23 protein-coding genes are annotated in these 11,119 nt (G+C 52.9%); all 23 read left to right on the top strand.

Features of this window, described 5'->3' with window-relative positions; translation table 11 throughout:
- Positions 1-489: EF-Tu C-terminal domain-related protein (locus C515_RS0103065; RefSeq protein WP_028454331.1), on the top strand; the 489-nt coding region annotated here is incomplete at its 5' end.
- A gap of 12 nt (positions 490-501) precedes the next feature.
- Complete coding sequence (rpsJ, locus tag C515_RS0103060) at positions 502-813, top strand: 30S ribosomal protein S10 (RefSeq protein WP_028452705.1); 312 nt, start codon at positions 502-504, stop codon at positions 811-813.
- Positions 814-956: 143 nt separating this feature from the next.
- Complete coding sequence (gene rplC / locus C515_RS0103055) at positions 957-1,601, top strand: 50S ribosomal protein L3 (RefSeq protein ID WP_028454330.1); 645 nt, start codon at positions 957-959, stop codon at positions 1,599-1,601.
- The gene (gene rplD, locus C515_RS0103050) at positions 1,601-2,221 is read left to right on the top strand and encodes a 50S ribosomal protein L4 (RefSeq protein WP_028454329.1); all 621 of its coding nucleotides are present in this window, start codon (positions 1,601-1,603) and stop codon (positions 2,219-2,221) included. The genes rplC and rplD overlap by 1 nt, the downstream gene beginning before the upstream one ends.
- Entirely contained in the window at positions 2,218-2,523 is a 306-nt protein-coding gene (gene rplW, locus C515_RS0103045; RefSeq protein WP_028454328.1) for a 50S ribosomal protein L23, read from the top strand. Before rplD ends, rplW begins: the two co-directional genes overlap by 4 nt.
- Positions 2,524-2,535: 12 nt before the next feature.
- The gene (rplB, locus tag C515_RS22935; RefSeq protein WP_081686718.1) at positions 2,536-3,369 is read left to right on the top strand and encodes a 50S ribosomal protein L2; all 834 of its coding nucleotides are present in this window, start codon (positions 2,536-2,538) and stop codon (positions 3,367-3,369) included.
- 6 nt (positions 3,370-3,375) lie between these two features.
- Positions 3,376-3,651 carry a 30S ribosomal protein S19 gene (gene rpsS, locus C515_RS22930; RefSeq protein WP_081686717.1) on the top strand — a complete coding sequence of 92 codons (276 nt, stop codon included), beginning with the start codon at positions 3,376-3,378 and terminating at the stop codon, positions 3,649-3,651.
- Positions 3,652-3,660: 9 nt separating this feature from the next.
- Positions 3,661-3,990 carry a 50S ribosomal protein L22 gene (rplV, locus tag C515_RS0103030; protein ID WP_028454326.1) on the top strand — a complete coding sequence of 110 codons (330 nt, stop codon included), beginning with the start codon at positions 3,661-3,663 and terminating at the stop codon, positions 3,988-3,990.
- Between the two features lie 10 nt (positions 3,991-4,000).
- A complete protein-coding gene (rpsC, locus tag C515_RS0103025; protein WP_028454325.1) occupies positions 4,001-4,705 on the top strand; it encodes a 30S ribosomal protein S3 in 705 nt (234 codons plus the stop codon).
- On the top strand, positions 4,689-5,105 hold the full coding sequence (rplP, locus tag C515_RS0103020) for a 50S ribosomal protein L16 (protein ID WP_028454324.1): 417 nt from the start codon (positions 4,689-4,691) through the stop codon (positions 5,103-5,105). Before rpsC ends, rplP begins: the two co-directional genes overlap by 17 nt.
- Positions 5,105-5,293 (top strand): 50S ribosomal protein L29, encoded by a 189-nt coding sequence (gene rpmC, locus C515_RS0103015; RefSeq protein ID WP_028454323.1) that lies wholly within the window; start codon positions 5,105-5,107, stop codon positions 5,291-5,293. Before rplP ends, rpmC begins: the two co-directional genes overlap by 1 nt.
- A 2-nt stretch (positions 5,294-5,295) precedes the next feature.
- Positions 5,296-5,559, top strand: coding sequence for a 30S ribosomal protein S17 (gene rpsQ, locus C515_RS0103010; RefSeq protein ID WP_028454322.1), 264 nt, complete (start codon positions 5,296-5,298; stop codon positions 5,557-5,559).
- A gap of 183 nt (positions 5,560-5,742) precedes the next feature.
- Positions 5,743-6,111, top strand: coding sequence for a 50S ribosomal protein L14 (gene rplN / locus C515_RS0103005; RefSeq protein ID WP_028452716.1), 369 nt, complete (start codon positions 5,743-5,745; stop codon positions 6,109-6,111).
- A 10-nt stretch (positions 6,112-6,121) separates the two neighbouring features.
- Positions 6,122-6,442, top strand: coding sequence for a 50S ribosomal protein L24 (gene rplX / locus C515_RS0103000; protein ID WP_028454321.1), 321 nt, complete (start codon positions 6,122-6,124; stop codon positions 6,440-6,442).
- A 10-nt stretch (positions 6,443-6,452) separates the two neighbouring features.
- The gene (rplE, locus tag C515_RS0102995) at positions 6,453-6,992 is read left to right on the top strand and encodes a 50S ribosomal protein L5 (protein WP_028454320.1); all 540 of its coding nucleotides are present in this window, start codon (positions 6,453-6,455) and stop codon (positions 6,990-6,992) included.
- Between the two features lie 8 nt (positions 6,993-7,000).
- Complete coding sequence (gene rpsN / locus C515_RS0102990) at positions 7,001-7,306, top strand: 30S ribosomal protein S14 (protein WP_028454319.1); 306 nt, start codon at positions 7,001-7,003, stop codon at positions 7,304-7,306.
- Between the two features lie 19 nt (positions 7,307-7,325).
- Entirely contained in the window at positions 7,326-7,718 is a 393-nt protein-coding gene (gene rpsH / locus C515_RS0102985) for a 30S ribosomal protein S8 (protein WP_028454318.1), read from the top strand.
- 12 nt (positions 7,719-7,730) lie between these two features.
- Positions 7,731-8,264 carry a 50S ribosomal protein L6 gene (gene rplF / locus C515_RS0102980; protein WP_028454317.1) on the top strand — a complete coding sequence of 178 codons (534 nt, stop codon included), beginning with the start codon at positions 7,731-7,733 and terminating at the stop codon, positions 8,262-8,264.
- Between the two features lie 13 nt (positions 8,265-8,277).
- Positions 8,278-8,631: a 50S ribosomal protein L18 gene (gene rplR / locus C515_RS0102975; protein ID WP_028454316.1), complete on the top strand. Its 354-nt coding sequence runs from the start codon at positions 8,278-8,280 to the stop codon at positions 8,629-8,631.
- Positions 8,632-8,649: 18 nt separating this feature from the next.
- Positions 8,650-9,168, top strand: coding sequence for a 30S ribosomal protein S5 (rpsE, locus tag C515_RS0102970; protein ID WP_028454315.1), 519 nt, complete (start codon positions 8,650-8,652; stop codon positions 9,166-9,168).
- A complete protein-coding gene (rpmD, locus tag C515_RS0102965) occupies positions 9,161-9,346 on the top strand; it encodes a 50S ribosomal protein L30 (protein WP_028454314.1) in 186 nt (61 codons plus the stop codon). Before rpsE ends, rpmD begins: the two co-directional genes overlap by 8 nt.
- Positions 9,347-9,781: a 50S ribosomal protein L15 gene (rplO, locus tag C515_RS0102960; protein WP_028454313.1), complete on the top strand. Its 435-nt coding sequence runs from the start codon at positions 9,347-9,349 to the stop codon at positions 9,779-9,781.
- Positions 9,782-9,804: 23 nt separating this feature from the next.
- Complete coding sequence (gene secY, locus C515_RS0102955) at positions 9,805-11,109, top strand: preprotein translocase subunit SecY (RefSeq protein WP_028454312.1); 1,305 nt, start codon at positions 9,805-9,807, stop codon at positions 11,107-11,109.
- The last annotated feature ends 10 nt before the right edge of the window (positions 11,110-11,119 follow it).

The raw sequence follows: 11,119 nt of genomic DNA, 5'->3' as shown, positions 1-11,119 counted from the left end.
GAGCGCGGTATCGTCAAGGTTGGTGAAGAAATCGAAATCGTTGGTATCAAGCCGACCGTCAAGACGACTTGTACCGGTGTGGAAATGTTCCGCAAGCTGCTGGATCAAGGCCAGGCTGGCGACAACATCGGCGCGCTGCTGCGTGGTACCAAGCGTGAAGACGTTGAGCGTGGTCAGGTTCTGGCCAAGCCGGGTTCCATTACTCCGCACACCAAGTTTGCTGGTTCCGTGTACGTGCTGTCGAAGGAAGAGGGTGGTCGTCACACTCCGTTCTTCAATGGCTATCGTCCGCAGTTCTACTTCCGTACCACCGATGTGACCGGTGCGGTTGAGCTGCCGGCTGGTACCGAAATGGTGATGCCGGGTGACAACGTGGAAGTGACCGTCTCCCTGATCGCTCCGATTGCCATGGAACAAGGTCTGCGCTTCGCGATTCGTGAAGGTGGCCGTACCGTCGGCGCCGGTGTTGTTGCCAAGATCATCGAATAAGGGGTCTGGACAATGCAAAGCCAGAAAATCCGTATCCGCCTGAAGGCTTTCGATTACCAGTTGATCGATCGTTCTGCCCAGGAAATCGTAGAAACCGCCAAGCGCACTGGTGCTGTAGTCAAGGGTCCGGTTCCGCTGCCTACCAAGATCGAGCGCTTTGATGTTCTGCGTTCGCCGCACGTGAACAAGACGTCGCGTGACCAGTTTGAAATTCGCACTCATCTGCGCCTGATGGATATTGTTGATCCTACTGACAAGACCGTCGACGCTTTGATGAAGCTGGATCTGCCGGCGGGTGTGGATGTTGAGATCAAGCTGCAATAATTTTACAGTGCTCACGAGAATATCTTGTGAGTGGTAAAATCTTGTGCTAGTATCGCGGGCTTATCACTTTCGGGTGGTAAGCCCGTTTATTTTTTTCGATCATAGCCGGTCAATCGTAACCGGCCCTGTTAAAGGGAATAACTATGAGCTTAGGTCTTGTCGGTCGCAAGGTTGGCATGACCCGCATTTTTGCTGAGGATGGTGTTTCCATTCCGGTAACTGTGCTGGACATGTCTGCCAATCGCGTCACGCAAATCAAGTCCGTAGAAACTGATGGCTATACTGCCGTGCAGTTGTCTTTCGGTGTTAAAAAGGCTAGTCGTGTAAACAAAGCTGAGGCGGGTCACTTCCGCAAGGCTGGTGTCGAGGCTGGTCGTGGTCTTGCTGAGTTTCGCGTTGATGCGGATAAGCTTGCCGAATTGAAGGCTGGTGATCAGCTTTCCGTAGAAATCTTCACTGTTGGTCAGCTGGTTGATATTACTGGTACCACTCAGGGTAAGGGTTTTGCGGGTGCGATCAAGCGCCACCATTTCTCCTCCAATCGTGCCTCCCACGGTAATTCTCGTTCGCATAATGTTCCTGGCTCTATTGGTCAGGCTCAGGATCCGGGTCGTGTTCTGCCCGGTAAGCGCATGCCTGGTCATCTGGGTAATGCCAAGCGTACTGTGCAAAATCTGGAAGTGGTGCGTGTCGATGCCGAGCGTCAATTGCTGCTGGTCAAGGGTGCAGTCCCGGGCTCCAAGGGTAATGACGTGATGGTGCGTCCGAGTGTGAAGGCAGGTGCATAATGGAACTGAAAGTCATTAATGCAAATGGTGATGCACAAGCGGCGGTTGCTGCTTCTGACGCCCTGTTTGCCCGTGAATTCAATGAGGCGCTTGTTCACCAGGTTGTTACTGCTTACTTTGCAAATGCTCGCAGCGGTAATCGCTCGCAGAAGGATCGTAGCGAAGTAAAGCATACAACGCATAAGCCTTTCCGTCAGAAGGGTACCGGTCGTGCTCGTGCAGGTATGGCGTCTTCTCCGCTGTGGCGTGGTGGTGGTAAAACCTTCCCGAACAAGCCGGATGAGAACTTTAGCCAGAAGGTGAACCGCAAGATGTACCGCGCTGGTATTGCGACCATACTGTCGCAGCTGGTGCGTGAAGATCGTCTCGTGGTTGTCGATGGTTTTACCGTCGATACTCCAAAGACTAAGGCGTTCGCTGAAAAGCTGAATAGTCTGAATCTGGATAGCGTGCTTATCATCACTAAGCAGCTTGATGAAAATCTGTATCTTGCGTCCCGCAATCTGCCGAATGTGCTTGTGCTTGAGCCGTCTCAGGCCGATCCGGTAAGCCTTGTGCGTTTCAAGAAGATTCTTCTGACGCGTGAAGCTCTTGCGGCCTTTGAGGAGATGTTCGCATGACGCAATTTACTGAAAATCGTCTGTTGCATGTGCTGCTGGCCCCGGTTGTGTCCGAGAAGAGCACTTTTGTTGCAGACAAGAACGAGCAAGTTGTTTTCCGTGTTGCCAAGGATGCAACCAAGGCTGAAGTGAAGGCGGCTGTTGAGCTGCTGTTCAAGGTCAAGGTTGAAGCGGTGACTGTCCTCAATGTGAAGGGCAAGACCAAGCGCTTTAGTCGCTTTGTTGGGCGTCGCAAAGACTGGAAAAAAGCTTACGTCAGTTTGGCAAAGGGTCAGGAAATTGACCTTGCTGTCGCGCAATAAGGAGACTGAGAAATGGCATTGGTAAAAGTAAAGCCGACATCGCCAGGTCGCCGCGCGGTTGTCAAGGTGGTAAATCCCGATCTGCACAAGGGTGCGCCATATGCGCCTTTGCTCGAATCACAAAGCAAAAATGCTGGCCGTAACAATAACGGCCATATCACTACCCGTCATAAAGGTGGTGGTCATAAGCAGCATTATCGTGTGATTGATTTCAAGCGCAACAAGGATGGTATCGTCGCCAAAGTTGAGCGCCTGGAATATGATCCGAACCGTACGGCAAACATTGCACTTCTCTGTTATGCCGATGGCGAGCGTCGTTACATTATTGCTCCGAAGGGTCTGAAAGCTGGTGCTACTGTTGTGTCCGGCTCTGATGCCCCGATCAAGTCGGGTAATGCTCTGCCGATCCGCAATATTCCGGTTGGTTCTACCATCCATTGCGTTGAGTTGCAGCCTGGCAAGGGTGCACAGCTGGCTCGTTCTGCTGGCGCTTCCGTGCAGTTGCTTGCGCGTGAGGGCATTTATGCTCAACTGCGTCTGCGTTCTGGTGAAATCCGCAAAGTGCATATTGATTGCCGCGCTACACTTGGTGAAGTGGGCAACGAAGAGCATAGCCTGCGTTCGTATGGTAAGGCTGGCGCAAAGCGTTGGCTCGGTATTCGTCCGACTGTCCGTGGTACAGCAATGAACCCGGTAGATCACCCGCATGGTGGTGGTGAAGGTCGTACTGGTGAAGGTCGTGTGCCGGTTAGCCCGTGGGGCCAGCCGACTAAGGGCTTCCGTACTCGCAGCAACAAGCGCACTGACAACATGATCGTGCGTCGTCGTCATGCGAACAAGGGGTAATTAAACATGGCTCGTTCTGTTAAGAAGGGACCTTTCGTCGACCTCCATCTGATCAAGAAGGTTGACGCTGCGAGGGCCTCCAGCGACAAGCGTCCGATCAAGACCTGGTCGCGCCGTTCTACCGTTTTGCCGGATTTCGTGGGTCTCACGATCGCCGTTCATAATGGTCGCCAACACGTACCGGTGTACGTCAATGAAAACATGGTTGGTCATAAGTTGGGTGAGTTTGCGCTGACCCGTACTTTCAAGGGCCATGCTGCCGACAAAAAAGCCAAGCGATAAGGTGAAGAAATGCAAGTATCTGCTGTACTGAGCAACGCTCGCCTCTCCGCCCAGAAAGCTCGGTTGGTTGCTGATCTCGTTCGCGGCAAGCCGGTTGACCAGGCGTTGAACATTCTCGCTTTCAGCCCGAAAAAGGGTGCTGTCCTCATCAAGAAGGTGCTTGAGTCCGCAATTGCGAACGCTGAGCACAACGAGGGTGCCGATATTGACGCCCTGAAGGTGACGACAATTTTTGTGGACAAGGGGCCTTCCCTGAAGCGTTTCTCCGCTCGTGCCAAGGGCCGCGGTAATCGCATCGAGAAGCAGACCTGCCACATCACCCTGACTGTTGGTGATTAAGGAGCGTGTAATGGGTCAGAAAATTCATCCGACGGGTTTTCGTCTTGCCGTTACCAAGAATTGGGCATCGCGCTGGTTTGCTAGCAGCCGCAATTTTGCGGGGATGCTCAATGAGGATCTGCAAGTACGTGAATTCCTCAAGAAAAAGCTCGCAAATGCATCTGTGAGCCGTGTGGTAATCGAGCGTCCTGCCAAGAACGCCAAGATCACTATTTTTACCGCTCGTCCGGGCGTTGTGATCGGCAAGAAGGGTGAGGATATCGAGCTGCTGAAGAAAGAGCTGCAGAATATTCTGAAGGTTCCGGTGCATGTGAACATCGAAGAAGTTCGCAAGCCGGAAATTGATGCGCAGATCATTGCGGATAGCATCGCCTCTCAGCTCGAGAAGCGTGTGATGTTCCGTCGTGCCATGAAGCGCGCAATGCAGAATGCCATGCGTCTTGGTGCCCAGGGTATCAAGATCATGTCTTCTGGCCGTCTGAATGGCATCGAAATTGCCCGCACTGAATGGTATCGTGAAGGTCGAGTTCCGCTGCATACTCTGCGCGCTGACATCGATTACGCTACTTCTGAGGCCAAGACTACCTACGGTATCATTGGTATTAAAGTTTGGGTCTACAAGGGTGATGTAAAGCCGGGTGAAAAGGCTGCCGCAGAACCTGTTGAGACTCCGAAGAAGCCGCGCAAGGGAGGCCGCAATGCTGCAGCCAACTAGACTGAAATATCGTAAAGTCCAGAAGGGTCGCAATACTGGTATCGCTACTCGCGGTAATGCTGTTTCCTTCGGTACTTTTGGCCTGAAGGCGGTTGCTCGTGGCCGTCTGACTGCTCGCCAGATTGAATCTGCTCGTCGTGCAATCACCCGCTACATCAAGCGTGGTGGTCGTGTATGGATTCGTGTATTCCCGGATAAGCCGATTTCCCGCAAGCCTGCAGAAGTTCGTATGGGTGGGGGCAAGGGTAGTCCGGATTATTACGTAGCCGAAATTCAGCCTGGCAAGGTTATTTATGAACTGGATGGTGTGGCTGAGCCGATTGCGCGCGAAGCATTCCGTCTCGCTTCTGCCAAGCTGCCGTTCGCTGTGACCTTCGTTTCTCGTCAAGTGGGGCAATAATGAAAGCAAACGAACTGAATCAGAAGTCCGTTGCCGACCTGAAGGCCGAGCTGACGGAGTTGCTGAAGGCCAAATTCAGCCTGCGCATGCAGCATGCAACTGGCCAGCTGGCAAAAACCAGCGAAATCAAGCGTGTGCGTAAGGATATTGCGCGCATTCGTACCATTCTGGCACAGAAGGCTGCGTAACCATGAGCGAAGCTAAACTCAAGCGTACGCTGACCGGTCGTGTGGTCAGCAATAAAATGGACAAAACCGTAACTGTTTTGGTTGAGCATCTTGTGAAGCATCCGCTTTATGGCAAGATGGTTCGCAAGTCCAAGAAGTATCATGCTCACGACGAAGCCAATGCCTTTAATGAAGGTGATCTGGTTGAGATCGTTGAGACTCGCCCCGTCTCCAAGACCAAGAGCTGGGCAGTAAGTAAATTGCTGGAAAAGGCTCGCACTGTTTAATTTGTGAGTCTTGCTGGTTGCGCGGGCATTGTACCTTGGGTATAATGCCCGTTTTTCATCCTCACTTCGGCGTCCTGTCGCGGTGAGATTTTCCCAACCGGGATCCAAAACTAGCCGCTTTGACCCGGCATGCCGGGTAGTCCGGTTTCCGGATTTTTGCGGATTAAGTTGGAGGTTTTTCTCATGATCCAAATGCAATCCAAGCTGGAGGTTGCTGACAATACCGGTGCGCGCTCTGTTATGTGCATCAAGGTGTTGGGTGGCTCCAAGCGTCGCTATGCTTCTGTTGGCGATATCATCAAGGTCAGCATCAAAGATGCTGCCCCGCGTGGTCGTGTCAAGAAGGGTGATGTTTACAATGCAGTCGTTGTCCGTACTGCCAAGGGTGTTCGTCGTGCCGACGGGTCCCTGGTAAAGTTCGACGGCAATGCCGCTGTTCTCCTCAACAACAAGCTCGAGCCCATCGGTACCCGCATCTTCGGGCCGGTTACTCGTGAGCTGCGCACCGAACGCTTCATGAAGATCGTTTCGCTCGCGCCTGAAGTTCTGTGAGGAGTTGCAGATGAACAAAATCCGTAAAGGCGACGAAGTCGTTGTGCTGACTGGCAAGGATGCTGGCAAGCGTGGCGCTGTGGTGCGTGTTATCCCCGCTGAAGACCGTATCGTGGTTGAAGGCGTGAATGTAGCCAAAAAACACGTTAAGCCGAACCCGATGCGTGGTGTGCAAGGCGGTATCGTTGATATCACCGCGTCCATCCATGTTTCCAATGTTGCGATCTTCAATGCTGCAACTGGCAAGGCTGATCGTGTTGGTTTCAAGGTGCTGGAAGATGGCAGGAAAGTTCGCATCTTCAAGTCCACTGGCGAAGTAATTGGCGGCTGAGGGGTTCACGATGGCTCGTTTGCAAGAGTTTTATAAAGAGAAGGTGGTTCCTGAGCTGGTTAAACAGTTCGGTTACAAGTCCGTCATGGAAGTCCCCCGCATTGAAAAAATCACCATCAACATGGGTGTTGGTGAGGCGGTTGCTGACAAGAAAGTGATGGAGTTTGCTGTTGGCGATCTCGAGAAAATTGCTGGTCAGAAAGTTGTTGTGACCAAGGCAAAGAAATCGATTGCCGGCTTCAAGATTCGCGACGGTTATCCGGTTGGCTGCAAGGTGACTCTGCGTCGTGAGCGTATGTTCGAATTTCTGGATCGTCTGGTTACTGTGGCTCTGCCGCGTGTACGTGACTTCCGTGGTATTTCCGCCAAGTCATTTGACGGTCGCGGCAATTACAACATGGGTGTTCGTGAGCAGATCATCTTTCCGGAAATCGAGTACGACAAGATCGATGCTCTGCGTGGTATGAACATTACCATCACCACGACAGCCAAGACCGACGATGAAGCACGTGCTCTGCTCGCTGCCTTCAAATTCCCGTTCAAGAACTGAGGCGAATCATGGCTAAAGTCGCACTAATCCAACGCGAGGAAAAGCGTGCTGCTGTCGTGGCAAAGTTCGCTGCCAAGCGTCAGGCACTGCTGGCTATTATTGCTGACAGCAATACCAGCGAAGAAGATCGCTTTCAGGCACGCCTGAAGCTGCAACAACTGCCCCGTAATGCATCCCCTGTTCGTCAGCGTAACCGCTGCCAGCTGACTGGTCGTGCACGTGGTGTTTATCGTAAGTTTGGCCTCGGTCGTGGCAAGCTGCGTGATCTCGCTTTCAAGGGCGAGATTCCGGGGCTGGTCAAGGCAAGCTGGTAATCGGAACAGGAGATAGATTATGGCAATGCATGATCCGATCGCCGATATGCTGACCCGCATCCGCAACGCACAACGCGCAGACAAGACTACTGTCGCCATGCCTTCTTCCAAGCTGAAGATTGCAATTGCAGCGGTGCTGAAGGATGAGGGTTATATCGAATCGTTCGCCGTAACAGGTGAAACAAAGCCCGAGCTCTCCATTGAGCTCAAGTACTATGCTGGTCGCCCGGTAATTGAACGCCTCGAGCGCGTTTCCAAGCCTGGTCTGCGTATTTACCGTGGCGTTGGTGACATCCCGCAGGTAATGAATGGTCTTGGTGTCGCGATCCTGTCGACCTCCAAGGGTGTTATGACCGATCGCAAAGCGCGTGCCAATGGTATTGGTGGCGAGCTGCTGTGTATCGTTGCTTAATGAGGTAATGAAATGTCTCGTGTAGCAAAGAATCCGGTCGTAATTCCTGCCGGTGTTGAAGTTAAAGTCGAAAACGGCGTTCTGGTTATCAAGGGTGCTAACGGTGTTCTGTCGCAGGCAATTGGCAGCGACGTGGCCGTATCCGTTGAAAACAACGAGCTTGTTTTTGCTGCCCGCAGTGGTTCCAAGCAGGCTCGTTCCATGTCCGGCACCTTGCGTGCTCTGGCGAACAATATGGTCACTGGTGTTTCCAAGGGTTTTGAGCGCAAGCTCAATCTCGTTGGTGTGGGTTACCGTGCTCAGGCTCAGGGCGATGTTCTGAACCTCACCCTTGGCTTTTCCCATCCTGTTGCTCATACGATGCCTGCTGGCGTCAAGGTTGAGACTCCCTCCCAGACTGAGATCATTCTGAAGGGTGCTGACAAGCAGGCTATCGGTCAGGTCGCTGCAGACATCCGCGCTTATCGCGCTCCCGAGCCGTACAAGGGCAAGGGCGTTCGCTACGCTGATGAAGTGGTTGTTCTGAAAGAAACCAAGAAGAAGTAATCGAGGCTGAATCATGGACAAAAATATCACCCGAGTCCGTCGTGCACGTAAAACTCGTGCCAAGATTGCGGAACTCAAGGTCGTGCGCCTTGCGGTGCATCGCACCAATAGCCACATCTATGCACAAGTCTTTGATGAGACTGGCTGCAAGATCATTGCTTCTGCCTCGACTCTGGAAGCTGATGTGCGTTCCCAGATCAAGCATGGCGGCAATGTTGAAGCTGCTGTGATTGTAGGCAAGCGCATTGCCGAAAAGGCCAAGGCAGCAGGTGTAAGCAGCGTTGCTTTTGATCGTTCCGGCTTCCAGTACCATGGTCGCGTGAAGGCTCTTGCTGATGCCGCTCGCGAAGCCGGCCTGGTCTTCTAATTCGGTTTGGAGTTGAAAATGGCAAAGAACGAAATTGAAGATCGCCAAGACGGCCTTCGGGAGAAGATGGTCAGCGTAAATCGCGTGACCAAAGTCGTCAAAGGTGGTCGTATTCTCGGCTTCGCTGCACTGACTGTTGTTGGTGACGGTGATGGCGGAGTTGGTATGGGCAAGGGCAAGTCGAAAGAGGTTCCTGTTGCTGTTCAGAAGGCAATGGAAGAGGCTCGTCGCAAGCTCTTCAAGGCTCCGCTGAAGAACGGTACTGTTCCGCACACCGTGATTGGCAAGCATGGCGCGACGACTGTTTTCATGCAGCCTGCCCCTGAAGGTACTGGCATTATTGCTGGCGGCCCGATGCGCGCTGTTTTTGAAGTGATGGGTGTTCACAACATCACTGCTAAGTGCCATGGCTCCACCAATCCTTACAATATCGTGCGCGCAACTTTGGATGGTCTGTCCAAGCTGCATACCGCTGGCGATATTGCTGCGAAGCGTGGCAAGACTGTTGCTGAGATCTTGGGGGTTGCAAATGACTGATGCCAAGAAATTCAAGGTGACTCTGGTCAAGAGCCTGATTGGTCGCCTGGAAAGCCATAAGGCTTGTGCACGTGGTCTTGGTCTGAAGAAGATCAACCAGACTGCGGATGTGCTGGATACTCCGGCAAACCGCGGCATGGCTAACAAGATCAGCTATCTGCTGAAAGTTGAGGGCTAAATGGAACTCAATACTATCAAGCCCGGTGTAGGGTCCAAGCACGCTAAGCGTCGCGTGGGTCGTGGCATCGGTTCCGGTCTGGGCAAGACTGCAGGCCGTGGTCACAAGGGTCAGAAATCGCGCGCCGGTGGTTTCCATAAGGTTGGTTTCGAAGGTGGTCAGATGCCGCTGCAGCGCCGTCTGCCCAAGCGTGGTTTCGTTTCGCTGACCAAGGCACGCAACGCTGAAGTTACCCTTTCTGAACTGAACAAGCTGCCGATTGACCAGATCGATGTGCTCTCCCTTGTTCAGGCTGGTCTGGTTTCCCAGCGTGCACTGGTGGTGAAGGTAATTCAGTCCGGCACGATCGAGCGTGCGGTTACCCTGTCTGGAATCCAGGCAACCAAGGGTGCCCGTGCGGCAATCGAAGCGGCTGGCGGCAAAATCGCCGAGTAATTGGCTTAGGATAGGGCAGCAACGTGGCAAATCCCGCTCAGGCAAGTGGTGGCAAGTTTGCGGATCTCAAGCAGCGGATATGGTTCCTGATCGGTGCACTCATCGTGTATCGCATCGGCTCTCATATTCCGGTGCCAGGTATTGATCCGGCAGCATTGAAGAGTATTTTTGATGGTGCGGGCACTGGTCTTCTGAACATGTTCAACATGTTCTCTGGTGGTGCACTTGAGCGTTTCACCGTATTTGCGATCGGGATCATGCCGTACATTTCGGCGTCGATCATCTTGCAGCTTGCCGCCGAGGTGCTGCCCAGTCTGAAGCAATTGAAGAAAGAGGGTGAACAGGGGCGTCGTAAGATTACCCAGTACACCCGCTACGCGACCGTCATTCTGGCTACTTTCCAGAGTATTGGTATCGCATCGATGCTGCTGAAGCAGCCCCAGCTGGTGATCATACCTTCTGGTCTCTTCATGGCCATGGCAGTTGTGTCGCTTGTGACTGGTACCATGTTCCTCATGTGGCTGGGTGAGCAGATTACCGAGAGAGGTATTGGCAACGGTATCTCCATCCTGATCTGTGCCGGTATTGCAGCTGGCGTTCCTTCGGCAATTGGCAAAACGCTCAATCTGGCCAGCCAGGGGCAGCTTTCCTACCTGCTGGTGCTTGTGCTGTTCGGTGGTGTCATTCTGCTCACTGCTGGAGTTGTCTTTGTCGAGCGAGGTCAGCGCAAGGTGCCCGTGCACTATGCCAAGCGCCAGGTCGGTAATCGCGTGATGCAGGCACAGAGTACGCATCTGCCGCTGAAAGTGAACATGGCTGGTGTGATTCCGCCAATCTTTGCGTCTTCCATCATCCTGTTTCCTGCCACCGTACTGTCCTGGACCGGCAACAGTGAGAAGCTAGGCTTTCTGAAGTCTATCGGCGATATGCTGCATCCTGGTCAGCCTTTGTATGTCTTTCTGTATGCGGCTGCCATTATCTTCTTCTGCTACTTCTACACGGCGCTTGTGTTCAGCCCGAAGGAGACGGCCGACAATCTCAAGAAGAGTGGCGCCATGATCCCGGGCTACCGTCCTGGTGACCATACGGCCAAATACATTGAAAAGCTGATTCTGAAGCTGACTCTGGTCGGTGCTGTTTACATCACCGTTATCTGCCTGATTCCGGAATTCCTGATTCTGAAGTGGAATGTTCCGTTCTACTTTGGTGGTACTTCGCTGCTGATCATGGTCGTTGTGACGATGGATTTTATGGCTCAGATGCAGTCGTATGTCCTCTCGCACCAGTATGAGGGGCTGCTGAAAAAAGCAAATTTCAAGGGCGGCTGACGCGCTGGTA

Origin of the sequence: Chitinilyticum litopenaei DSM 21440, assembly GCF_000428145.1 — a bacterium.
GTDB lineage: Bacteria > Pseudomonadota > Gammaproteobacteria > Burkholderiales > Chitinibacteraceae > Chitinilyticum > Chitinilyticum litopenaei.
This window is presented reverse-complemented; position numbering and strand designations above follow the sequence as displayed.

Excerpts from the sequence above, each read along its gene's own strand:
- rplD (WP_028454329.1), top strand. The coding sequence starts at position 1,601 with ATGGAACTGAAAGTCATTAATGCAAATGGTGATGCACAAGCGGCGGTT.
- rpmC (WP_028454323.1), top strand. The coding sequence starts at position 5,105 with ATGAAAGCAAACGAACTGAATCAGAAGTCCGTTGCCGACCTGAAGGCC.
- rpsE (WP_028454315.1), top strand. The coding sequence starts at position 8,650 with ATGGCAAAGAACGAAATTGAAGATCGCCAAGACGGCCTTCGGGAGAAG.
- rplN (WP_028452716.1), top strand. The coding sequence starts at position 5,743 with ATGATCCAAATGCAATCCAAGCTGGAGGTTGCTGACAATACCGGTGCG.
- rpsN (WP_028454319.1), top strand. The coding sequence starts at position 7,001 with ATGGCTAAAGTCGCACTAATCCAACGCGAGGAAAAGCGTGCTGCTGTC.
- rplB (WP_081686718.1), top strand. The coding sequence starts at position 2,536 with ATGGCATTGGTAAAAGTAAAGCCGACATCGCCAGGTCGCCGCGCGGTT.
- rplR (WP_028454316.1), top strand. The coding sequence starts at position 8,278 with ATGGACAAAAATATCACCCGAGTCCGTCGTGCACGTAAAACTCGTGCC.
- rpmD (WP_028454314.1), top strand. The coding sequence starts at position 9,161 with ATGACTGATGCCAAGAAATTCAAGGTGACTCTGGTCAAGAGCCTGATT.
- rplW (WP_028454328.1), top strand. The coding sequence starts at position 2,218 with ATGACGCAATTTACTGAAAATCGTCTGTTGCATGTGCTGCTGGCCCCG.
- rplC (WP_028454330.1), top strand. The coding sequence starts at position 957 with ATGAGCTTAGGTCTTGTCGGTCGCAAGGTTGGCATGACCCGCATTTTT.
- rplE (WP_028454320.1), top strand. The coding sequence starts at position 6,453 with ATGGCTCGTTTGCAAGAGTTTTATAAAGAGAAGGTGGTTCCTGAGCTG.
- rplX (WP_028454321.1), top strand. The coding sequence starts at position 6,122 with ATGAACAAAATCCGTAAAGGCGACGAAGTCGTTGTGCTGACTGGCAAG.
- rpsJ (WP_028452705.1), top strand. The coding sequence starts at position 502 with ATGCAAAGCCAGAAAATCCGTATCCGCCTGAAGGCTTTCGATTACCAG.
- rplF (WP_028454317.1), top strand. The coding sequence starts at position 7,731 with ATGTCTCGTGTAGCAAAGAATCCGGTCGTAATTCCTGCCGGTGTTGAA.
- rplO (WP_028454313.1), top strand. The coding sequence starts at position 9,347 with ATGGAACTCAATACTATCAAGCCCGGTGTAGGGTCCAAGCACGCTAAG.
- rplV (WP_028454326.1), top strand. The coding sequence starts at position 3,661 with ATGCAAGTATCTGCTGTACTGAGCAACGCTCGCCTCTCCGCCCAGAAA.
- rpsH (WP_028454318.1), top strand. The coding sequence starts at position 7,326 with ATGGCAATGCATGATCCGATCGCCGATATGCTGACCCGCATCCGCAAC.
- rpsC (WP_028454325.1), top strand. The coding sequence starts at position 4,001 with ATGGGTCAGAAAATTCATCCGACGGGTTTTCGTCTTGCCGTTACCAAG.
- rpsS (WP_081686717.1), top strand. The coding sequence starts at position 3,376 with ATGGCTCGTTCTGTTAAGAAGGGACCTTTCGTCGACCTCCATCTGATC.
- rpsQ (WP_028454322.1), top strand. The coding sequence starts at position 5,296 with ATGAGCGAAGCTAAACTCAAGCGTACGCTGACCGGTCGTGTGGTCAGC.
- rplP (WP_028454324.1), top strand. The coding sequence starts at position 4,689 with ATGCTGCAGCCAACTAGACTGAAATATCGTAAAGTCCAGAAGGGTCGC.